The organism is Empedobacter sp. UBA7248 (assembly GCF_002472945.1).
In the GTDB taxonomy this organism is placed as follows: Bacteria; Bacteroidota; Bacteroidia; order Flavobacteriales; family Weeksellaceae; genus Empedobacter; species Empedobacter falsenii_C.
This window is the reverse complement of record NZ_DKSU01000008.1, coordinates 428,873-449,196: the sequence shown is the minus strand read 5'-3', so window position 1 is coordinate 449,196 and position 20,324 is coordinate 428,873. Positions and strand designations below refer to the sequence as shown.

Sequence of the window (20,324 nt, the reverse complement as noted above, 5' to 3'; positions counted from 1 at the left end):
CGCAATTTGCGAACCTTTTTTGTTTTATTAATTGTTTGAAAAATGATTATTTGTTTTTTAACAAATCACGAATTTCAGCCAATAATTCTTCTTGCGTTGGACCAACTGGAGCTGGTTCTTCAGCAGGAGCTTCTTTTTTCAATTTGTTAATTCCTTTAATCATTACGAATAAAGCAAATGCAACAACTATAAAAGAAATAGCAGCAGCTAAAAAGCTACCATATTTAATTGCAGTCCCCGGTATTACTAATGCAGCTAAATTTTCAGCGTTAATAGCTTTTAAGGCTGGATTTAAAATGGCTGGCGTAATGATATCTTCAACTAAAGAAGTAACAATTTTACCAAAGGCACCACCGATAACTACACCGACAGCTAAATCTACTACGTTACCTTTTACTGCAAACTCTTTAAATTCTTTAAAAAATCCCATAAGTTTAAAATTTATTTCTAAGTTTATAATAATTCTAAGGTTGATTGGTATCTAATCTATTTTTAGAAGAGATAAATAAGTATAAACCGATTAACATAAAAGGAATACTTAAGATTTGACCGTTGTTTAATCCTATATTCAACATTTGAGCAACTGCTTCTTCACCTTGATTTTCTTTATAGAACTCAACAACAAATCGTATTAAAAATAATAAAAATAAGAATACGCCTAACAAGGCTCCTAAATATTTTCTCTTGTCTGTTTTGTTATACATATAAAGCATGATAATTCCTAAGATAACATACCCTATCGCTTCATAAATTTGAGCTGGATGGCGAGGAATTACTTCTCCGTAACCCAAACTTTGTTGATGAAATTTTACAGCCCAAGGCAATTCTGATGCCTTTCCTACAATTTCTGAGTTGTAAAAGTTTCCAATTCGAACCGCAGCTCCACCAAAAGGAACAACAACAGCCATACGGTCTAATAGCCACAATACATTGCGATGCAAATATTTTCTACTAAATAAATAGGAAGTTAAAATGACACCCAATGCCGCCCCGTGACTTGCAAGTCCACTAAATCCTACAAATTCGTAATCTTGTAATAGACCAAAGAAAGCACTTTGTCCTGGTGAATGTTGTACAGGTAAGAAAACTTCGATTGGTCGTTCGATAAACGCTGCAGGATCATAAAAAATATATTCTCCAAGTCTTGCACCTACAATTGCTCCAATAAATGTGTAAAGGAATAAAGGATCAAGTAATTCTTTTTTCTGATTTTCTTTCTTGAAAATGTTCGACATCAAATACCAACCTACGACAAAGGCAACTATCCAACATAAACTGTAAATATGTACTTTGAATCCTGCTATTTCAAATAAATAAGGTTTTGGATCCCAATCGATAAACGAAATTAAGTTAATCATTAATTTTTCTTTTTAGGTACAGGGTCGTATCCATGTCCTCCCCAAGGATGACAGCGACCAATTCTTTTTGTTCCGAGCCACAAACCTTTCAGCAAACCATGTTCTTTTAACGCCTCTATCATATACGAAGAGCAAGTTGGTTGAAATCTACAATTGCTTCCCATCCAAGGAGAAATTGCTAATTGATAAAATCTTACCAACAGAATAAATGGTGTAACCAAAATTTTGTTCATCTCGCAAAGTTAATCAATAACCGAAATAAAAAAGAATCAATCTAAAAAGTTTATGCTTTTGCAGATTGATTCTCTATACGATACGTGCTTAACGCAGATTATTTTTTAGTATAACTCGCTGGATCTAATGCTTTGTAAGACCAGTTTTGTAAAAATTCTAACACAACTTTCGGATCGTGTCCTTTCACTTCTTTGCTTTCAAGATAAGCCGAATTTTGTGTGTGAATTAAATTTCCTTTCTCATCTAAAATTACAAAAACAGGAAACCCAAAACGCTCTGGATGTTTCAATGCAGCTAACGTTTCTTCGTTTTTATTTTTTGGAGAATAATTTACATGAACTACTTCATAATTATTCGCGATATAGTCTTTTACTTCTTGGTTTTCTTTCGTCAATTTATCAAACATCACACACCAAGCGCACCAATTACCACCAATTTGCAATAAAACGTGTTTCTTTTCAGCAGAAGCTTTTTGCACCGCATTCGCAATATCTACTTTCGGATTTGCTTCTTCGCTATAAATTTTTGGTTTTTCTGTTTGTTGACCAAATGCAAAACTTAATGATAAAATCATTAAGCTAAAAAACATAGTTAATTTTTTCATTTCAAATTCTAAATATTAAGTCGAATTTACAATAAAAAATTATGCCGAAAACGTTTTTCTACGAATTAATAATCGTGTAGTATAAATTTAGTTTTTCTTGAACCGAATTTATTTCATTATTTTTTTCGTTTTGATTAAATTGATTAATCATATTGATAGAGAATTTTGATTCAAATTCTAAACGATCCAATTCAATTTCATAAAAATTAATTTGATGATGAATTTGCGTGAAATAATAATTCACCAATTCAACATACATCAATCTAAGTTCTTGATTAACTCTGATAAATTCGACAAATTCTTGCAATTCGACCAAAAACTCAATCATTTGTTTATTGATTTCTGATTGTTTATCTTTTAGTTCAATCTTTTTCAAATAATCAGTTGATAAAGCAATTTTATCACCCAAAAGTTGGTGCTTTCTTGTTAAAATTAAAGCACATTCTAACGCTTTCTTCATCATTTTAATTTTTATTCTAACACAAAGAAAATAAATCTAAATGCCAAAATATGTCGTCCAAAAAATCATTCATTTTGACAAAACATTCCCTAACTTTGAAATCTAAACAAGATTTTATGAATGCGCCTTTAGCTGAAAGAATGCGTCCAAAAACGCTTGAAGAATACATTAATCAAAAGCATTTGGTGGGCGAAAACGGACCAATAAAAATGATGTTGCAACATGATATGATTGCTTCGATGATTTTTTGGGGACCGCCAGGAACAGGAAAAACGACATTAGCTCAATTAATTTCTGAATTGACTGATCGACCTTTTTATACGTTGAGCGCTATAAATTCTGGTGTGAAAGAAGTGCGTGAAGTAATTGAAAAAGCAAAGAATCAAAATTTGTTTTCGGGAACAAAAAATCCGATTTTATTTATAGATGAAATTCATCGTTTCAATAAATCACAGCAAGACAGTTTGTTGGGAGCAGTAGAAACTGGTTTGGTGACTTTGATTGGAGCAACAACCGAAAATCCAAGTTTCGAAGTTGTGCCAGCTTTGCTTTCGCGTGCGCAAGTTTATGTATTGAAACATCTCGAAAAAGAAGATTTAGTTGATTTAATAGAACGAGCTATAGAAAAAGATACAGTTTTATCTAAATTAAATATTGAATTAGTTGAAACAAATGCATTATTAAGATATTCGGGTGGTGATGCAAGAAAACTGTTGAATGGTTTGGAGTTGGTGATTAATAGTTTTTCTCCAACAGATAAAATCATCATCAACGATGAAATTGTACATGAACGTATTCAGCAAAATTTAGCGCGTTATGATAAAACGGGTGAACAGCATTACGATATTATTTCGGCTTTTATCAAATCGATTCGTGGTTCAGATCCGAATGGAGCGGTTTATTGGTTGGCTCGAATGATTGAAGGTGGTGAAGATTTGAAATTTATTGCGCGACGAATGTTGATTTCGGCTTCTGAAGATGTGGGAAATGCAAATCCAACTGCAATGATTTTGGCGAATAATACATTTCAAGCTGTTTCGGTGATTGGTTATCCAGAATCTCGTATTTTATTGAGCCAATGTGCGGTTTATTTGGCGAATTCTCCAAAAAGTAATGCGACTTATTTAGCGATTGGTAAAGCGCAACAAATCGTTAAACAAACGGGCGATTTACCTGTTCCGTTGCATTTACGAAACGCACCAACTAAGTTGATGAAAGATTTGGATTATGGAAAAGAATATAAATATTCGCACGATTTTCCAGGAAATTTTGCTGAGCAAGAATTTTTACCAAATGAAATTTCGGGGACGACTTTTTATGAGCCAGGAAATAATAAGCGAGAGCAAGTGGATAAACAATCGCTCAATCAAAAGTGGAAGGGAAAGTATGGGTACTAAAATTAAAAATCCCAGTTAATCATTTGTTAACTGAGATTTTAAGGTTTGGTTGATTTTTTTGGTTTAGATTGGTTTATATGATAATAGGTTGGTAATTGTATATATACAAGGTTTGTGCCAAAACTTAATAAAAAGTAAAAAATTGATTAAAAAAAAGAAAAAATTAAACTTTTTCGATCTAAAAAAGAGATTTATATTTATAAAATAAAGAAAATGAAACAAATACAAATTATAAACGGACCTAATTTAAATTTACTTGGCGTTCGCGAACCAGAAATTTATGGAACACAAACTTTCGAAGATTTTTTTGAACATGAATTGAGAAAGCAATTTCCAGAAGTTTCGTTGCATTATTTTCAATCAAATCACGAAGGAGATATTATTGATAAATTGCACGAAATAGGTTTTAAATATGACGGAATTATCTTGAATGCTGGTGCGTATACGCATTATTCGTATGCGATTGCAGATGCGATAAAAGCGATTACGACGAAAGTAATAGAAGTTCATATTTCGGATATTTATGCGCGCGAAGATTTCAGAAAAAATAGTGTAACAGGTGAAAGTTGTCTAAAAATTATTTCAGGAAAAGGTTTACCAGGTTATGTTGAAGCTGTGAATGATTTTGTGAAATAATTAATAATCATTATCTTAACAAGATTAAAATCTATTACCTATGAAGAAAATTATTTTAGGATTAATCTTTGGATTAACCATTGTTAGCTGTAATTCGAAAGCTGATAAACACAATGCAGAGCAAAAAGCTCAGGCAATGACGGCTTGTGAACAAGCGGCAATAACACCAGGGATATCTGCGGCTAAAAAAGAACTGATTACAAAATATTGTGACTGTTCGACAGATAAAATGATGGATGAATTTACGTATACAGAAATGATGCAAATGAATAATCCAACACCTGAATTACAAGAACGATTAATGAAATTAATAGAACCTTGTATCAATGATTTGAAAACAAAATCTGCTGAATTAGGAGAGTAATAAACAAAAAAGTCGGAACTATGTTCCGACTTTATTAATATTCTTTTTTGTATTGTTCTTTCTTAAACTCGTCTACAAGATGTTCGTTCAAACTATCAATGTAGCCTAAGATTTCTAATTTACCAATTTTACTCGAAGCCGAACTTGTAAATATTTTTGGTAATTCTTCCCAAGTTTTTAATAACTCGTTTTTGTAGTGATTCAAGTTTTTTTGCATTTGTGTACTCGTTAGTTTATCTAATTTTGTAAACACAATCGCAAACGGAATTTGTTTGTTTCCTAACCATTCCATAAACTGTAAATCTATTTTTTGAGGCGTGTGTCGAGAATCAATCAATAAAAAAACATTTACTAAGTTTTTACGAAACTCAATGTAATCATAAATCATTTTATTGAAACCACCACGGACACCTTTTGGTGCTTTAGCAAAACCATAACCTGGTAAATCGGCTAAATACCAAGTATCATCCATTTCGAATGTATTAATCAATTGAGTTTTACCTGGTGTTGCAGAAGTTTTAGCTAATGCTTTTTTATCTGCTAACATATTGATTAATGACGATTTTCCAACATTAGAACGCCCAATAAATGCGTATTCTGGTTTGAAAGGATCTGGACAATCTGTATATTTTTGCGAACTTTTTACGAATTCAGCTTTTTTAATCATAATTATGCTTTAGTGGCTGGATCTAATTGTTTTTCGATTAGCCATTTGTATAAAATTTCGTTGAATAATTCAGGGTGTTCCATCATTGGAGCGTGCCCGCATTTATCAATCCAAAATAAAGAAGCGTCTGGTAATTCTTCTTCAAATTCTATTGCAACTTCTGGTGGAGTTACATTATCTTGTTTTCCCCAAATCAAACAAACAGGCATTTTGATGTCTTTTAAATCATCTTTCATGTTAGATTTGATTGCATCTCTTGCGATATATAAAGTTTTGATAGCTTTATTTCTGTCATTTACAGTGTCAAAAACATCATCTACAATTTCTTTTGTCGCGATAGCAGGATCGTAAAAAACTTCACGCGTTTTACGTTCTACATATTCGTAATTACCACGTTTTGGGTAAGTTTCTCCAAAAGATTTTTCGTACAAACCAGAACTTCCTGTTAAACAAAGTGCTTTTACATATTCTGGATGTCTGTGACAAACCATCAAACCAATATGTCCTCCTAAAGAATTTCCAACTAAAATAGCTGGTTCTTTAACGACTTCTTCAATAAAATTTGCAACATGTTTTGCAATATTTTTGATATTAGTATTGATGACAGATAAAGAATATAATGGCAATTCTGGTGCGAAAACCTTATATCCTCTTTGTGCATAATAATTTGTAAGTGAGCTGAAATTGCTAAGTTCACCCATTAATCCATGAAGCAAAACAATTGGTTGTCCCTCTCCTTCTTCTATGTAAGAGAACTTATCTTTTTTCTTTAAGCTAAAAAACATTTACTCGATATTAAGTCGACAAATTTAATTAATTATATTTTTTATTTCGTGGTTTATATGAAAAACTTTAACAATCCATATTAATCACTTATCAAAACAAGGTCTATATAAACATTATTTCTCATTTTATACATGGGGTTTGCGTTAGAAAAAACATAACTATCTGATACTAAATTTTAAATTGTTGATAACTATTTCAATAAAAGTGGTAAAAAATGGTAATTTGTGGTAATATTTTCTTTATTTTTGGAAAAATTCTATCATGAATTCATTAATTGGAACATATGAGTGTAAGGTAGATACAAAGGGTAGGCTCCCAATACCAGCGGGTTTGAAGAAACAACTTGCTGAATGTTTGGAAGATGGCTTTGTGTTGAAAAGATCTGTGTTTCAAAATTGTTTAGAACTGCATCCAATGAAAGAATGGGAAAAAGTGATGAATGATTTGAATAAATTGAATCGATTTGTGAAGAAAAACAATGATTTTATTAGAATTTTTACGGCTGGATTAAAAATTGTCGAAGTTGATGCAAATGGAAGGCTACAGATTTCAAAAGATTTAGTGAAATTTGCAGAAATTAATAAAGAAGTCGTTCTAAATTCTTCTGTAAACATGATCGAGATTTGGGATAAAGACAAATATGAAGAGTCGATTAATGTAGATGATTTAGATTTTGCTTCTTTGGCAGAAGATGTAATGGGAAATTTAGGAGAAGATGAGTGAATATCATAATCCAGTATTATTAAAAGATAGTGTTGATGCGTTAATTATTAACGAATCAGGTATATATGTAGATTGTACGTTCGGGGGTGGAGGACACTCACGTGAAATATTAAGCCGTTTGGATCAAAATGGAAAATTATTTTCATTTGATCAAGATGTAGATGCAGTTCGTAATAAAATTGATGATGATCGATTTGAGTTAGTTGAGCAAAATTTTAGATTCTTGAAAAATAATTTAAGATTTCGTGGAATAAAGCAAGTTGACGGTGTTTTGGGTGATCTGGGAGTTTCTTCTCATCAGTTTGATACACCAGAACGTGGTTTTTCGACTCGCTTTGATGGAGAATTGGATATGCGAATGAATCAGAATGCAAAATTATCTGCCAAAACAATTATTAACGAATACGAAGAAGAAGATCTTGCGCGTGTTTTTTATGATTTTGGGGAATTGCAAGGTTCGTATCGTTTAGCGAGAGAAGTTGTAAAAGCAAGAGCGGATAAACAAATCAATACAATTGATGAGTTGAAGCAAATTTTTTCATTCATTCCAAAAATGAAAGAAAATAAATTTTTCGCTCAAATGTTTCAAGCGTTACGCATCGAGGCAAATGATGAAATGGCAGCATTGAAAGAGATGTTGACGCAATGTGGAGAAGTTATAAAACCAGGAGGTCGCTTGGTGATTATTTCTTATCATTCGTTAGAAGATCGCTTAACAAAACGCTACATGAAAAACGGAATGTTTGAGGGAGAACCAGAACGTGATGTTTTTGGAAATTGGTCGGCGCCTTTCAAACCTTTACAATCAAAGGTGATTGTGCCAACGCAAGAAGAAATTAATGAAAATCCAAGAGCGCGTAGTGCGAAAATGCGTATTGCGGTTCGTAATGAGGATTAATAAATAGGAATGGCAAAAAAGAAAAAAATATTACCAGAGAAAAAAACTTTTACAGGTTTGTTGAGAGGTGAGTTTTTAATCAAAACTGGCTCAGAACAAAACTGGAAGTTTATGTTGTATCTGGTGGGTTTGGCTTTTTTGAGTATTTCGAGTTCGCATTTAGTTGATCGAAAAGTGGTTCGAATCGCTGAATTGCAAGATAAAGTAGAAGATTTAAAATCTCAATATACAGATAAGCATCGCGATTTGATGCGTATGCAATTAGAAACGGAAATTTTGGAGCGTACGGCAGTGTATGGTTTGAAAATTCCAGATAAACAACCTTATTATATAGTAGACAAAGTTTATGACGAAGTCAGCGAAAAATAAAAACAATATTGTCATCAAAGGATGGGTATTTGCCGGCGCGCTTGCGATTTGGGCCATCTTTATTATTGTTTTTATGTTTCGAATTAATATTGTAGAAGGGGTTGAATTAGAGCGTTTTGCTGAAAAGAATAATTTTAGATTAGATACTGTTACGGCGGAGCGTGGTAATTTATATGCTTCTAATGGCGCATTAATGGCTACAACTGTTACAAAACACAATGTTTATGTGGATTTGACGGTGATCAAAGATGAATTATTCAAAACAGAAATGCATAATCTTGCCGATTCTTTAGGTAAGATGTTTACAAAATCTCCCTCTTATTTTTACGACAAATTTTCTACAGAACGTAAAAAGAAGAACCGTTACATGATGTTGGTGAAAGATTTGGATTATGAGCAATATCAACGTATCAGAAAATTTCCAATCTTTAACAAAGGTCAAAACAAAGGTGGATTTATTCATGAAACTGAGTCAAAACGAGAATTAATTGTTCAAGATATTGGTGTTCGTACAATTGGTTACGATGATCAACGCGGGAAAGTTGGATTAGAAGGAGCTTATTCTGACTTATTAAGCGGTATTGAAGGTCGTCGTTGGGAGCAATTTATGGGACGTGGTAAATGGAAGCCAATGAAAAGTTGGGAGCAAGAACCTCAAGCGGGTTCATCTGTTTACACAACAATAGATGCTGATTTGCAAATGGTTGCTTATGATGCTTTGTATAAACAACTTTCTGAATTTGAAGCGCAACACGGAAGTGTAGTTGTGATGGAAGTTCAGACAGGGAAAGTTCGCGCAATTGTAAATTTATCTCGCAAAAAAGACGGAACATATATCGACGATTATAACTATGCGGTTGGTGAAGCTGCAGAACCAGGATCTACTTTCAAAACAGTTTCATTGCTTGCGGCAATGGATGATGGTTTTATCAATAAAAATTCGACAGTAGAAACGGGAGGTGGAAGTTATAAATTCTATGGTCGTACGATTACAGATACACACGGTTATGGAACATTGACTGTAGATGGCGTGATGAAAAAATCGTCTAACATTGGTACAGCTAAAATTATAAATAAATATTACGGAGAAAACCCGAAAGCTTTCTTCAAAAAAATGGATAAATGGCATATGACTTCGCCTCTTGGAGTAGATATTCTTGGAGAAGGAAGTCCAATTATGCACCGTCCAGATAGTAAATCTTGGAGTAATATTACGTTACCTGTAATGGGTTATGGCTATGGTTTACAGTTAACTCCAATTCAAATTGTGACTTTTTACAACGCAGTGGCAAATAATGGTAAAATGTTGAAACCATTATTTATGGATAAAATCACGCGTAAAGGTGAACCTGATAAAGTTTTCGAACCTGTTGTTTTAGTAGATCAACTAACTTCTTTGGAAAATGTAAAACAGATGCAAGAAATGCTACGTGGAGCAGTAGAACAAGGAACGGGACGGATTATTAGTAATAGTAATTACGATATTGCTGGTAAAACTGGTACTGCTCGTGTTGATTATTGGAAACGAGATGGTAAAGGAATGCAATATCGTGCTTCATTTGCAGGATATTTTCCAGCAGAAAAACCAAAGTATTCTTGTATCGTAGTTGTGCACAAACCAAATACGGCCAAAGGGTTTTATGGTGGTAGTGTAACTGCTCCGGTTTTTAAGAAAATTGCTGATTGGGTATATTCAAAAACTCCCATACCTTTGCCACGCGATTTAGTAAAAAAGAACGCGGTGAAAGAGTTTAAAAAAGGAGATGATATTAATGTTAGTAATTCTAAAAATATAGTGCCAAATGTTACTGGTCATACAGGGTCTAAAGCAATTCCGGTATTAGAAAATTTAGGATTAGATGTACAATATTCAGGGTTTGGAAAAGTAACAAATCAATCCATTCCTGCGGGAACAAGATTTAAGAAGGGTGAGACAATTTATTTAATGTTGAAAGGATGAGAAATTTAGTTGATTTATTATATAAAGTTTCCATCTCAGAAACGATTGGTTCAACAAAAGTTGAAATCAATAATATTCAATTTGATTCAAGAAAAGTATCAAACGAAGATGTTTTTGTCGCTGTAAATGGAGTTACAGTTGACGGTCATCAGTATATAGAAAAAGCGATTGGTTTAGGTGCTAAAGCAATTGTTTGTGAAGTTTTGCCAGAAAATTTAGTTGAAGGAGTAACGTATGTGAAAGTTGAAAATTCAACGATTGCATTAGGAATTTTAGCTTCTAATTTTTATGGAAATCCAACAAAAGATTTAAAACTTGTTGGAGTTACAGGTACGAATGGAAAAACAACAACGACAACTTTGTTGTACGAATTGTTTACAAAATTAGGTTATGCTTGTGCATTAATTTCGACGATTAAAATTGTGATTGATGGTGAAGTGATTCCGTCTACGCATACAACGCCAGATATTTTGACATTGAACAAAATGTTTCGCGAAGCGGTAGATAGAGGATGCGAATTTGCTTTTATGGAAGTTTCTTCGCACGGAATTCACCAAAATAGAATTGCTGGTTTGCATTTCGAAGTGGCTGGATTTACGAATATCACACACGATCATTTAGATTATCACAAAACGTTTGCAAATTATCTTGCAGCAAAAAAGAAATTCTTTGACGATTTGCCAAAAACGTCTACGGCAATTTCGAATGCAGATGATAAAAATGGAAAAGTAATGCTTCAGAATACAGTTGCAACGAAAAAATTGTATGCGCTAAAAACTGATGCAGATTTTAAAGGAAAAATTATTGAACATCAATTTGATGGAATGCAATTAGAATTCAATGGAAAAGAATTCTGGACATCATTAATTGGTCAATTCAATGCATATAATTTATTATTAGTTTTTGGTGTGGCGTCAATTTTAGGACAAGATGAATTAGAAGTTCTAAAAGCATTGAGCACACTTGGAAATGTTGATGGTCGTTTTCAAACATTTAAAACAGAATCAGGAATTATCGTAATCGTAGATTATGCACATACACCTGATGCATTAGAAAATGTTTTGGATACAATAGAAGGAATTCGTACCAAAAACGAAAAACTAATAACAGTTGTAGGTTGTGGTGGAGATCGCGATAAAACCAAACGTCCAGAAATGGCGGATATAGCGAGCGAAAAATCTAATCTTGCCATTTTTACATCAGATAATCCAAGAACCGAAGATGCAGAAGAAATTCTTCGCGAAATGGAAGTTGGTATAAAAGCGCAATTTTATAATCGCACCTTGAAGATTACTGATCGAAAAGAAGCTATAAAAACAGCACTTAAAATGGCCGAACCAAAAGATATTATTTTGATTGCGGGAAAAGGTCACGAGACGTATCAAGAAATTAACGGAGTAAGAACACATTTTTCTGATGTAGAAGTTGCATCAGAATTGAGTAAAATATTGAACAAATAAAGAATGTTATACTATTTATTTGATTATTTAGAAGGTATCCATTTTCCAGGAGCGCGTATGTTTCAATACACGTCTTTCCGCGCGGGAATGGCAATTTTATTGGCAATGTTCATCAGTTTGTTTTACGGAAAACGAATCATCAGTTATTTACGTAAAGAACAAATGGGCGAAATTGTTCGTGATTTAGGTTTAAAAGGACAAATCGAAAAAGCAGGAACGCCAACAATGGGTGGTTTAATCATCATTTTGGCAACATTAATTCCTACTTTACTTTTTGCGAGATTAGATAATATTTACATTATCATTTTGTTGGTTTCAACAATTTGGTTGGGTGTGATTGGTTTTTTAGACGATTACATCAAAGTTTTTAGAAAAAACAAAGAAGGTTTACAAGGTAAATTTAAAATTTTAGGACAAGTAGGTCTTGGAGTTGTTGTTGGATTAATGCTTTATTTCAGTCCAACAGTTACCGTAAAACATCAAGAAAATAGAGTGAAAACGCCTGTAGGAACAGAACAAACAGAATACAGTCGACAAATAAAATTTGGTCCAGAAGAAAAAACGTTGGAAACAACAATGCCTTTCGTGAAAGGAAATGAATTCAACTATTCTGATATTTTATTTTGGATGGATGCGCAAGATCGACCAACATGGGCGGTTGCAGCGATTTTTATTTTTGCAGTAATTTTTATCATTACAGCAGTTTCGAATGGAGCAAATTTAACAGATGGAATCGACGGTTTAGCAGCAGGTAGTTCGGCTGTGATTATGGCGGCAATCTCGATGTTTGTTTTCGTTTCCGGAAATTTAATGTTCGCCGATTACCTGAACATTATGTTTATTCCGCGTTCAGAAGAAGTCTTGATTTTCTGTGGAGCTTTCCTTGGAGGTTTGATAGGGTTTATTTGGTACAATACCTATCCAGCTCAAGTGTTCATGGGTGATACAGGAAGTTTAACAATCGGAGGAATTATTGCTGTTTTAGCAATTATCGTTCGTAAAGAATTGTTACTACCAATTTTGTGCGGAATATTTTTCGCAGAAAGTTTATCAGTAATGTTACAAGTGTCTTATTTCAAGTACACGAAAAAGAAATTTGGTGAAGGTCGCAGAATCTTTTTGATGTCTCCTCTACATCACCATTTTCAGAAGTTAGGTTATCACGAAAGTAAAATCGTGGTGCGTGCAATTATCATCGGAATCATTTTAGCGGTAATTAGTATTATTACCTTAAAGATTAGATAAAAAATGAAAAGATTAGTCGTTTTAGGAGGAGGAGAAAGTGGCGTAGGAACAGCTATTCTTGCGAAGAAAGAAAACTTTGATGTTTTTCTTTCGGACATGGGACAAATAAAAGACAAGTATAAACAACTTTTGGAGGAGCACGGAATTGCTTATGAAGAAGGTCAGCACACAGAAGAATTAATTCTGAATGCCGATGAAGTAATGAAAAGTCCAGGTATTCCAAAAAAAGCAGCGCTAATTCAGAAATTAGAAGAAAAAGGAATTTCAATTATTTCTGAAATTGAATTTGCGTCTCGTTATACAGATGCAAAAATTATTGCGATTACAGGATCTAATGGAAAAACAACAACAACAAGTTTGATGTTCCATATCCTAAAGCAAGCTGGATTAAATGTAGGATTAGGTGGTAACATCGGAAAAAGTTTTGCTAAATCTGTAGCAGAAGACAACTTCGATTATTATGTATTAGAAGTAAGTAGTTTTCAGTTAGATGATATCAAAACAGATTTCAAACCGTATGTTGCAATTTTGTTGAACATTACACCAGATCATTTAGACCAATACAATTATCAGTTTGATTTGTATGCAAAGGCTAAATTCAGAATTACTGAAAACCAAGATGAAAACGATTATTTTATCTACAATTTGGATGATCCAAAAACAATGGAGATGATTGATCAGATTGATATTCGCTCTCATCGCAAACCGTTCACAATGATGGATGCAACAAATGAAGCATACGCAAACAATGAATTGTTCCGTGTGAACGATTCGAATGGTGATTTTACAATGTTAGTGAATGATTTAGGATTAATTGGAAAACACAATGTTTCTAACTCATTGGCTGCGGCTGTAGCTGCAAAAATTATTGATATTAATAATGAGGAGCTTAAAAAGAGTTTATCAGATTTCAAATCTGTTGAACATCGTTTAGAGCCTGTTTTGACAATTGGAGGAATTGATTTTATCAACGATTCTAAAGCAACAAATGTGAATGCAACATATTTTGCTTTGGAAAGTATGACAAAGCCAGTTGTTTGGATTGTTGGAGGAACTGATAAAGGAAACGATTACAACGAAGTTTTACCTTTCGTGAAAAAGAAAGTGAAAGCAATTGTTTGTTTGGGTGTTGATAACGCAAAAATTGTTGATTTTTTCAGTCCATATATCGATACAATTGTTGAGACAAATACAATGAAAGATTGTGTAGAGCAATCATATAAATTAGCAACAAAAGGAGAAACGGTTCTTTTGTCACCAGCTTGTGCAAGTTTCGATTTGTTCAATGGATACGAAGATCGTGGAGATCAATTTAAAGAAAACGTACGCAAATTATAATAATACAACCAACCAATGTCTAACATCGTACAAAAATATTTTAAAGGCGATAAACCGCTTTGGGCTTTCATTTTATTGTTAGCACTATTTTCGTTTTTACCTGTTTATTCAGCAAGTTCTAACTTGGTGTATACGGTAGGATCGGGTACTATTTTTGGGCATTTAGGTAAACACGCTGTGATTTTATTAATTGGTTTATTTATCATTTATGGATTACAACGTATTGATTATCGTTGGTTTGGTTTGTTTGCTTTAACAGCTGTTGTTATACTTTCTGGAGTTTTGGCAATAACACTTGTACAAGGACAGACCATTGGAGGTGCGAATGCTGCACGTTGGTTAACGATTCCGGGAACTGGAATTGGTATTCAGCCTTCGATGATTGCTTCGCAAGCGTTGTTGATTTATATAGCTCGTTATTTAACAAAAAATAGAGACAAAGAATATACGTGGAAAAATACAGCAGTTCCATTATTCTTACCAATTATTGTAATTGTAGGATTAATCTTTCCTTCTAATGGTTCAACAGCGTTGATGTTAGCTGGAATGTGCGGAATATTGTTGATTATTGGAGGATTTCCATTCAAATATTTATTTACAATTGCCGGGGTAGGTTTAATACTTGGTGGCGGATTTGTGTGGATGGCTTTATCTCGACCAGATTTAGTAACAAATTCTCGTGTGCACACATGGATGTCACGTATCGAGAAATTTAATGATGATTCTGGATTAGAAAGTTATCAAGTTTTACACGCAAAAGCTGCAATTGCAAGAGGATTGAATGAAATGGCTGGACCAGGAAAAAGTGTTTTCAAACAAACTTTACCTCAGTCATCATCCGATTTTATCTTCGCGATTATTGTAGAAGAATATGGTGCAATTGGTGCGATCTTATTAATCGGAATTTTCCTTCTGATTTTAATACGGATTTGTATCATCGCATCGAAAATTCATACTGTTTTTGGTACGCTACTTGTATTTGCAGTGGGCTTACCAATTATTATACAAGCAATGGTAAACATGGCTGTAGCGGTTAATTTAATTCCAGTAACAGGGCAACCATTGCCAATGATTAGTTACGGAGGAACATCCATTTGGATGACATGTATTTCGTTCGGAATAATTTTGAGTGTAAGTACTCAGATTAAATCGCAAGAAGAATTAGAACAAGATAGAAAAGTATTAAGTGAAGAATACATCGAAGACATCGCCTAAAGTTTTAATAAGCGGCGGAGGAACAGGTGGACATATTTATCCAGCCATTGCAATTGCAGACGAAATTAAAAGACGTTTGCCAGATGCACAAATTTTGTTCGTTGGAGCAGAAGGAAGAATGGAAATGGAAAAAGTGCCAAAAGTTGGGTATGACATAAAAGGTTTACCAATTTCTGGATTTGATAGAAGTAGCATGAAAGCGAATTTAAAGTTCCCTTTCAAATTGATAAAAAGCTTAAGTCTTGCAAAAAAAATCTACAAAGATTTTCAGCCAGATTTAGCTGTTGGTACAGGAGGTTATGCAAGTGGACCAATGTTGTGGGTCGCAGGAAGCAAAAATGTTCCGATTTTATTACAAGAACAAAATTCGTTTCCAGGAGTTACTAACAAAATTTTGAAAAATAAAGCGGCTGCAATTTGTACAGCTTACGAAGGAATTTCACAGTTTCCACAAGAAAAAGTGCATTACACAGGAAACCCTATTCGTGCTGAGATTTTTCAAAATTTACCGTCAAAGGCAGAAGCAATTTCAGCTTTTGGATTAGATCCTGAAAAACCAACTATTTTATCGGTTGGTGGTTCTCAAGGATCAAGAGCAATGAACAATGCTTGGTTAGAAAACCTTGACGAATTTGTTGCAAGTGGCGTTCAATTGATTTGGCAAACAGGAAAGTTAGATTATCAAAAAATCAAAAATTTGGTTGGCGATAAATATCCAACGATTCATGTAACCGAATTTATTTACAACATGAAAGATGCGTATGCAGCTTCGGATATGATTGTTTCTCGTGCAGGAGCAATGGCAATTTCGGAATTGTGTATTGTTGGAAAAGCAACTATTTTGCTTCCATTGCCAACAGCGGCAGAAGATCATCAAACCAAAAATGCGCAAGCATTGGTTGAGAAAGATGCAGCGATTATGGTGAAAGATGCAGATGCAAAACAAAATTTAGTCAAAGAAGTAATTACTTTGGCGAACAATGAAGAATTAAAAAATAAATTATCTCAAAACATTAAGCAATTAGGGAAACCGAACGCGACGAAAGAGATTGTAGATATATTATTGAATTTATTATAATGAATATTTTAGATAAAACATATTATTATTTCATAGGTGCTGGAGGAATCGGAATGAGTGCTTTGGAACGTTTCTTCAAGTCAATCGGAAAAGAAGTTGCTGGTTATGACAAAACGCAAACCGAGTTAACAACTGAATTGATTGCTGAAGGAATTGATATTCATTTCGAAGATAACATCGAGTTAATTCCAGCAGGAATTAATGCAGAAAATACGTTGGTAATTTATACGCCAGCGATACCAAAAGATCATTCAGAACTAAATTATTTTTTAGTGAATGATTTTAAGGTCATGAAGCGTTCAGAAGTGTTAGGTGAAATTACCAAACATACATACAATATTGGTGTTGCGGGAACTCACGGAAAAACAACGACTTCGTCTATTTTAGGACATATCCTAAAAGTTGCGAATGTAGAATGTACAGCTTTTTTAGGTGGTATTGCAGAGAATTACGATTCGAATATTATCCTAAATGGATCTAAATATACAGTTGCAGAAGCCGATGAGTTTGACCGTTCTTTCTTACGTCTTTCTCCAAAATTAGCGATTATCACAAGTGATGATGCTGATCATTTGGATATTTATGGAGAGCGTGATGAAGTGAAAAAATCATTTCAAGAGTTTGCAGCAATTGTCGAAGAAAAATTATTTGTTCACAAAGGTTTGCCTTTCGAAGGAGCTTTTACATATGGAGTGGATTTGGACGCAGATTACGATGCACACAATGTAAGAATTATTGACGGACATTATGTGTTTGATGTAAAAACGCCAAATGGATCTTTGACAGATGTCGGAATTTTATTACCTGGGCATCACAATATGGAAAATGCGGTTGCGGCTTTGGCTGTTGCTGATTATATGGGTGTTCCACATGATAAAATTAAAGAAGCTTTATCAACTTTTGTTGGAGTTAAAAGACGTTTTAATCGTTTCGAAGCAAATGGAAAAATTTACATCGACGATTATGCACATCACCCAACAGAATTGAATGCAGCAATTCGTTCAGTTGGTGAACTTTATCCAGGTAAAAAAGTGTTGGGAGTATTTCAGCCTCACTTATTTACGCGTACAAGAGATTTCGCAGAAGAATTTGGACAAAGTTTATCGCAGTTAGATAGTTTGATTTTATTAGACATTTATCCTGCCAGAGAGTTACCAATCGAAGGAATTACTTCAAATTGGTTGCTAGAAAAGGTGAATTTAAATGAAAAAATAGTATCTTCATTAGAAGATAGTTTAGCAAACATCAAAAAACAAGATTTTGATGTATTATTGACTGTGGGAGCAGGAAATATTGATACAATTGTTAAACCAATAAAAGAGTGGTTAAGTGAAGCGTAAATTGAAAATCATAAAAGTGATTTTTGGAGTTGCCTTGCTAATCGGTTTGATTAGTTTTACGGTAATTAAGAATGCTTCGCGTACAGTGAATAAAATTGACGTGGCGTTTGTTCAGCCAGTTGATAATTATTTTATTAATGATGAATCGATAAGAGAAATTATCAACAAAGATGGAAAAGACATTCTAAAACAATCTCTAAGAGAAGTGAATGTAAAAGAAATCGAACAAAAAGTAAGTGAGAGTCCTTTTGTGGATTCTGTACAAGTAAGTAAAGATATCAACGGACATTTACGACTTGACATTAAAGCAAACTCAGCAGTAGCAAGAATAAAGACGCTGAAAAATGAATTTTATTTGACAACAAAAGGCGAAAAAATGCCTTTATCTAAATTAAATTCAGCAGATGTAATCTTAGTTTCTGGTGATGTAAAACCGAATGAATATGAGGATTTGAGTAAATTTGTTCAAGCTTTGAAAGCAGACGATTTATTAAAAAATCATATCATAGCAATTCAAAAAGTGGGACAACGTTCTTTTAATTTAATTGTAAACACAGGAAACTATTATATAGAATTAGGAACTTTAAACAACTTTGAACAGAAGTTACATAATCTAAAATTATTCTATAATCAATACATTGATTTTATAGGAACTGAAGATTATGAAAAATTGAGCTTGAAATTTGTAAACCAAGTTGTAGCAACCAAACGAATAAAAAATGGAGAACAATAGTAAGATTGCAGTTGGCTTAGACATAGGGACTACAAAGATTGTAGCGCTTGTCGGACGAAAAAATGAGAACGGAAAAATCGAAATTCTTGGACACGGACAAGCAAAAAGCTTAGGTGTACACAGAGGTGTTGTAAATAATATTACACAAACCATTAACTCGATAAAAGAGGCAATTGATAAGGCTGAAAGATCATCTGGTGTCAAAATTACTGATGTTACTGTTGGTATTGCTGGACAACATATTCGTAGTTTACAACATAGCGATTACATTACTCGTACCAATTCAGAAGACGTGATTGATGACAATGATTTAAAGTTATTAACAAATCAAGTTTATAAGTTGGTGATGTTACCTGGAGAAGAAATTATCCATGTTCTTCCTCAAGAATTTAAGGTTGATAACGAAGGTGAAATCCGCGAACCAATTGGAATGTACGGAAGCCGTTTAGAGGCTAATTTCCATGTGGTTGTAGGACAAGTTTCATCTATCCGAAATATTGCACGTTGTGTAAAAGCTGCTGGTTTACGTTTGGCAAGTATTACTTTAGAACCAATTGCATCGTCTAGTGCTGCGCTTAGCGAAGAAGAAAAAGAAGCTGGTGTTGCATTGATTGATATAGGTGGTGGAACAACAGATATTGCAATTTTTAAGGATAATATTATTCGTCACACATCGGTTATTCCGTTTGGAGGAAATGTGATTACAGAAGACATCAAAGTTGGATGTTCTATCATTGGTAAGCAAGCCGAAGCTTTAAAAGAAAAATTTGGTTCTGCTTGGCCAGGAGAAAATAAAGAAACTGAAATTGTATCGATTCCTGGTTTAAAAGGACGTGAAGCAAAAGAAATATCATTAAAAAGATTGTCTCAAATTATCCACGCACGTGTGCAGGAAATTTTGGAACAAGTATATTTGGAATTGAAAAACTACGGTTGCGAAGATCAAAACAAAAAGTTGATTGCAGGAATCGTTTTAACAGGTGGTGGATCTAAATTGAAACACATTCGTCAACTTACAGAATATGTAACTGGAATGGATGTAAGAATTGGATACTCTAACGAACATATTGTTGGTGCAAAAGCTGAAGAAATTAGCGGACCTGAATATGCAACATCTGTTGGATTATTGATGAAAGGTTTAGAAGAATTAGCCGCGAATTATCAGCACGAAATTTATGAAAAACCAGTTATTAATAATTTGAATAACCAAGAAGAATTAGAGATTGGAATTCAACCAACGCAACAAAAAAAGACTGTAAAAGCTGAAATTGTTGTTGAGGAAGAAATTATCCAAAAACCAAAAAGAGAAGAAGTAGTGGACGAATTCTTGGATCAAGAAATTGGAGAAAAGAAAGAAGCTAAATCTAAGCCAGAAAAGAAAAATTTCTTTTCGAAATGGACGGATAAATTTATCCAAATGATCAACGAAACTGAATAATAAGAATAAACTAGAATAAAT

22 protein-coding genes are annotated in these 20,324 nt (G+C 33.5%); 15 read left to right on the top strand and 7 right to left on the bottom strand.

The window, feature by feature from the left end; translation table 11 throughout:
* Positions 1–46: 46 nt before the first annotated feature.
* From mscL to B4A23_RS09130, 5 genes are all read right to left on the bottom strand, one after another.
* A complete protein-coding gene (gene mscL / locus B4A23_RS09150; protein WP_291119194.1) occupies positions 47–430 on the bottom strand; it encodes a large conductance mechanosensitive channel protein MscL in 384 nt (127 codons plus the stop codon).
* Positions 431–464: 34 nt separating this feature from the next.
* Positions 465–1,358: a prolipoprotein diacylglyceryl transferase gene (gene lgt / locus B4A23_RS09145; RefSeq protein ID WP_286475788.1), complete on the bottom strand. Its 894-nt coding sequence runs from the start codon at positions 1,356–1,358 to the stop codon at positions 465–467.
* Positions 1,358–1,591, bottom strand: coding sequence for a membrane protein insertion efficiency factor YidD (gene yidD, locus B4A23_RS09140; RefSeq protein WP_038332792.1), 234 nt, complete (start codon positions 1,589–1,591; stop codon positions 1,358–1,360). The genes lgt and yidD overlap by 1 nt, the downstream gene beginning before the upstream one ends.
* Before the next feature lie 98 nt (positions 1,592–1,689).
* The gene (locus tag B4A23_RS09135) at positions 1,690–2,196 is read right to left on the bottom strand and encodes a thioredoxin family protein (RefSeq protein WP_125349652.1); all 507 of its coding nucleotides are present in this window, start codon (positions 2,194–2,196) and stop codon (positions 1,690–1,692) included.
* 58 nt (positions 2,197–2,254) lie between these two features.
* Entirely contained in the window at positions 2,255–2,659 is a 405-nt protein-coding gene (locus tag B4A23_RS09130) for a hypothetical protein (RefSeq protein ID WP_115001760.1), read from the bottom strand.
* Positions 2,660–2,772: 113 nt separating this feature from the next.
* Between B4A23_RS09130 and B4A23_RS09125 the strand changes: the two genes are divergently transcribed.
* From B4A23_RS09125 to B4A23_RS09115, 3 genes are all read left to right on the top strand, one after another.
* Positions 2,773–4,053 carry a replication-associated recombination protein A gene (locus B4A23_RS09125; protein ID WP_291119494.1) on the top strand — a complete coding sequence of 427 codons (1,281 nt, stop codon included), beginning with the start codon at positions 2,773–2,775 and terminating at the stop codon, positions 4,051–4,053.
* 213 nt (positions 4,054–4,266) lie between these two features.
* Positions 4,267–4,689 carry a type II 3-dehydroquinate dehydratase gene (locus B4A23_RS09120; protein ID WP_125349650.1) on the top strand — a complete coding sequence of 141 codons (423 nt, stop codon included), beginning with the start codon at positions 4,267–4,269 and terminating at the stop codon, positions 4,687–4,689.
* 40 nt (positions 4,690–4,729) lie between these two features.
* A complete protein-coding gene (locus B4A23_RS09115; protein ID WP_286511310.1) occupies positions 4,730–5,053 on the top strand; it encodes a hypothetical protein in 324 nt (107 codons plus the stop codon).
* A gap of 34 nt (positions 5,054–5,087) precedes the next feature.
* Here the strand turns inward: B4A23_RS09115 and yihA are convergent, their stop codons facing one another.
* Both yihA and B4A23_RS09105 read right to left on the bottom strand, forming a co-directional pair.
* Positions 5,088–5,720 (bottom strand): ribosome biogenesis GTP-binding protein YihA/YsxC, encoded by a 633-nt coding sequence (gene yihA / locus B4A23_RS09110; protein ID WP_084106860.1) that lies wholly within the window; start codon positions 5,718–5,720, stop codon positions 5,088–5,090.
* 2 nt (positions 5,721–5,722) lie between these two features.
* A complete protein-coding gene (locus B4A23_RS09105) occupies positions 5,723–6,505 on the bottom strand; it encodes an alpha/beta fold hydrolase (protein ID WP_038332809.1) in 783 nt (260 codons plus the stop codon).
* A 262-nt stretch (positions 6,506–6,767) separates the two neighbouring features.
* Between B4A23_RS09105 and mraZ the strand changes: the two genes are divergently transcribed.
* From mraZ to ftsA, 12 genes are read left to right on the top strand one after another with little or no spacing between them, the layout of a single operon-like run.
* Positions 6,768–7,229, top strand: coding sequence for a division/cell wall cluster transcriptional repressor MraZ (gene mraZ, locus B4A23_RS09100; protein WP_038332815.1), 462 nt, complete (start codon positions 6,768–6,770; stop codon positions 7,227–7,229).
* Complete coding sequence (rsmH, locus tag B4A23_RS09095; RefSeq protein WP_280045228.1) at positions 7,222–8,127, top strand: 16S rRNA (cytosine(1402)-N(4))-methyltransferase RsmH; 906 nt, start codon at positions 7,222–7,224, stop codon at positions 8,125–8,127. The genes mraZ and rsmH overlap by 8 nt, the downstream gene beginning before the upstream one ends.
* 9 nt (positions 8,128–8,136) lie before the next feature.
* Positions 8,137–8,496 (top strand): FtsL-like putative cell division protein, encoded by a 360-nt coding sequence (locus B4A23_RS09090; RefSeq protein WP_052217625.1) that lies wholly within the window; start codon positions 8,137–8,139, stop codon positions 8,494–8,496.
* Complete coding sequence (locus B4A23_RS09085) at positions 8,474–10,456, top strand: penicillin-binding protein (protein ID WP_291119187.1); 1,983 nt, start codon at positions 8,474–8,476, stop codon at positions 10,454–10,456. Before B4A23_RS09090 ends, B4A23_RS09085 begins: the two co-directional genes overlap by 23 nt.
* On the top strand, positions 10,453–11,916 hold the full coding sequence (locus B4A23_RS09080; protein ID WP_291119185.1) for a UDP-N-acetylmuramoyl-L-alanyl-D-glutamate--2,6-diaminopimelate ligase: 1,464 nt from the start codon (positions 10,453–10,455) through the stop codon (positions 11,914–11,916). Before B4A23_RS09085 ends, B4A23_RS09080 begins: the two co-directional genes overlap by 4 nt.
* Positions 11,917–11,919: 3 nt before the next feature.
* The gene (mraY, locus tag B4A23_RS09075) at positions 11,920–13,161 is read left to right on the top strand and encodes a phospho-N-acetylmuramoyl-pentapeptide-transferase (RefSeq protein ID WP_125349644.1); all 1,242 of its coding nucleotides are present in this window, start codon (positions 11,920–11,922) and stop codon (positions 13,159–13,161) included.
* A gap of 3 nt (positions 13,162–13,164) precedes the next feature.
* Positions 13,165–14,499, top strand: a complete 1,335-nt coding sequence (gene murD, locus B4A23_RS09070) for a UDP-N-acetylmuramoyl-L-alanine--D-glutamate ligase (protein WP_291119183.1) — start codon at positions 13,165–13,167, stop codon at positions 14,497–14,499.
* Positions 14,500–14,514: 15 nt separating this feature from the next.
* A complete protein-coding gene (locus B4A23_RS09065) occupies positions 14,515–15,714 on the top strand; it encodes an FtsW/RodA/SpoVE family cell cycle protein (protein ID WP_180905153.1) in 1,200 nt (399 codons plus the stop codon).
* Positions 15,686–16,792, top strand: a complete 1,107-nt coding sequence (gene murG, locus B4A23_RS09060; protein WP_291119180.1) for an undecaprenyldiphospho-muramoylpentapeptide beta-N-acetylglucosaminyltransferase — start codon at positions 15,686–15,688, stop codon at positions 16,790–16,792. The genes B4A23_RS09065 and murG overlap by 29 nt, the downstream gene beginning before the upstream one ends.
* On the top strand, positions 16,792–18,132 hold the full coding sequence (gene murC, locus B4A23_RS09055) for a UDP-N-acetylmuramate--L-alanine ligase (RefSeq protein WP_291119178.1): 1,341 nt from the start codon (positions 16,792–16,794) through the stop codon (positions 18,130–18,132). The genes murG and murC overlap by 1 nt, the downstream gene beginning before the upstream one ends.
* 1 nt (position 18,133) lies before the next feature.
* The gene (locus B4A23_RS09050; RefSeq protein ID WP_291119176.1) at positions 18,134–18,865 is read left to right on the top strand and encodes a cell division protein FtsQ/DivIB; all 732 of its coding nucleotides are present in this window, start codon (positions 18,134–18,136) and stop codon (positions 18,863–18,865) included.
* Positions 18,852–20,303 (top strand): cell division protein FtsA, encoded by a 1,452-nt coding sequence (ftsA, locus tag B4A23_RS09045; RefSeq protein ID WP_180905149.1) that lies wholly within the window; start codon positions 18,852–18,854, stop codon positions 20,301–20,303. Before B4A23_RS09050 ends, ftsA begins: the two co-directional genes overlap by 14 nt.
* The last annotated feature ends 21 nt before the right edge of the window (positions 20,304–20,324 follow it).

What these genes read in the sequence shown, in the direction of transcription:
- mscL (WP_291119194.1), bottom strand. Translation starts at nt 430, where the DNA reads ATGGGATTTTTTAAAGAATTTAAAGAGTTTGCAGTAAAAGGTAACGTA.
- lgt (WP_286475788.1), bottom strand. Translation starts at nt 1,358, where the DNA reads ATGATTAACTTAATTTCGTTTATCGATTGGGATCCAAAACCTTATTTA.
- yidD (WP_038332792.1), bottom strand. Translation starts at nt 1,591, where the DNA reads ATGAACAAAATTTTGGTTACACCATTTATTCTGTTGGTAAGATTTTAT.
- B4A23_RS09135 (WP_125349652.1), bottom strand. Translation starts at nt 2,196, where the DNA reads ATGAAAAAATTAACTATGTTTTTTAGCTTAATGATTTTATCATTAAGT.
- B4A23_RS09130 (WP_115001760.1), bottom strand. Translation starts at nt 2,659, where the DNA reads ATGATGAAGAAAGCGTTAGAATGTGCTTTAATTTTAACAAGAAAGCAC.
- B4A23_RS09125 (WP_291119494.1), top strand. Translation starts at nt 2,773, where the DNA reads ATGAATGCGCCTTTAGCTGAAAGAATGCGTCCAAAAACGCTTGAAGAA.
- B4A23_RS09120 (WP_125349650.1), top strand. Translation starts at nt 4,267, where the DNA reads ATGAAACAAATACAAATTATAAACGGACCTAATTTAAATTTACTTGGC.
- B4A23_RS09115 (WP_286511310.1), top strand. Translation starts at nt 4,730, where the DNA reads ATGAAGAAAATTATTTTAGGATTAATCTTTGGATTAACCATTGTTAGC.
- yihA (WP_084106860.1), bottom strand. Translation starts at nt 5,720, where the DNA reads ATGATTAAAAAAGCTGAATTCGTAAAAAGTTCGCAAAAATATACAGAT.
- B4A23_RS09105 (WP_038332809.1), bottom strand. Translation starts at nt 6,505, where the DNA reads ATGTTTTTTAGCTTAAAGAAAAAAGATAAGTTCTCTTACATAGAAGAA.
- mraZ (WP_038332815.1), top strand. Translation starts at nt 6,768, where the DNA reads ATGAATTCATTAATTGGAACATATGAGTGTAAGGTAGATACAAAGGGT.
- rsmH (WP_280045228.1), top strand. Translation starts at nt 7,222, where the DNA reads ATGAGTGAATATCATAATCCAGTATTATTAAAAGATAGTGTTGATGCG.
- B4A23_RS09090 (WP_052217625.1), top strand. Translation starts at nt 8,137, where the DNA reads ATGGCAAAAAAGAAAAAAATATTACCAGAGAAAAAAACTTTTACAGGT.
- B4A23_RS09085 (WP_291119187.1), top strand. Translation starts at nt 8,474, where the DNA reads ATGACGAAGTCAGCGAAAAATAAAAACAATATTGTCATCAAAGGATGG.
- B4A23_RS09080 (WP_291119185.1), top strand. Translation starts at nt 10,453, where the DNA reads ATGAGAAATTTAGTTGATTTATTATATAAAGTTTCCATCTCAGAAACG.
- mraY (WP_125349644.1), top strand. Translation starts at nt 11,920, where the DNA reads ATGTTATACTATTTATTTGATTATTTAGAAGGTATCCATTTTCCAGGA.
- murD (WP_291119183.1), top strand. Translation starts at nt 13,165, where the DNA reads ATGAAAAGATTAGTCGTTTTAGGAGGAGGAGAAAGTGGCGTAGGAACA.
- B4A23_RS09065 (WP_180905153.1), top strand. Translation starts at nt 14,515, where the DNA reads ATGTCTAACATCGTACAAAAATATTTTAAAGGCGATAAACCGCTTTGG.
- murC (WP_291119178.1), top strand. Translation starts at nt 16,792, where the DNA reads ATGAATATTTTAGATAAAACATATTATTATTTCATAGGTGCTGGAGGA.
- ftsA (WP_180905149.1), top strand. Translation starts at nt 18,852, where the DNA reads ATGGAGAACAATAGTAAGATTGCAGTTGGCTTAGACATAGGGACTACA.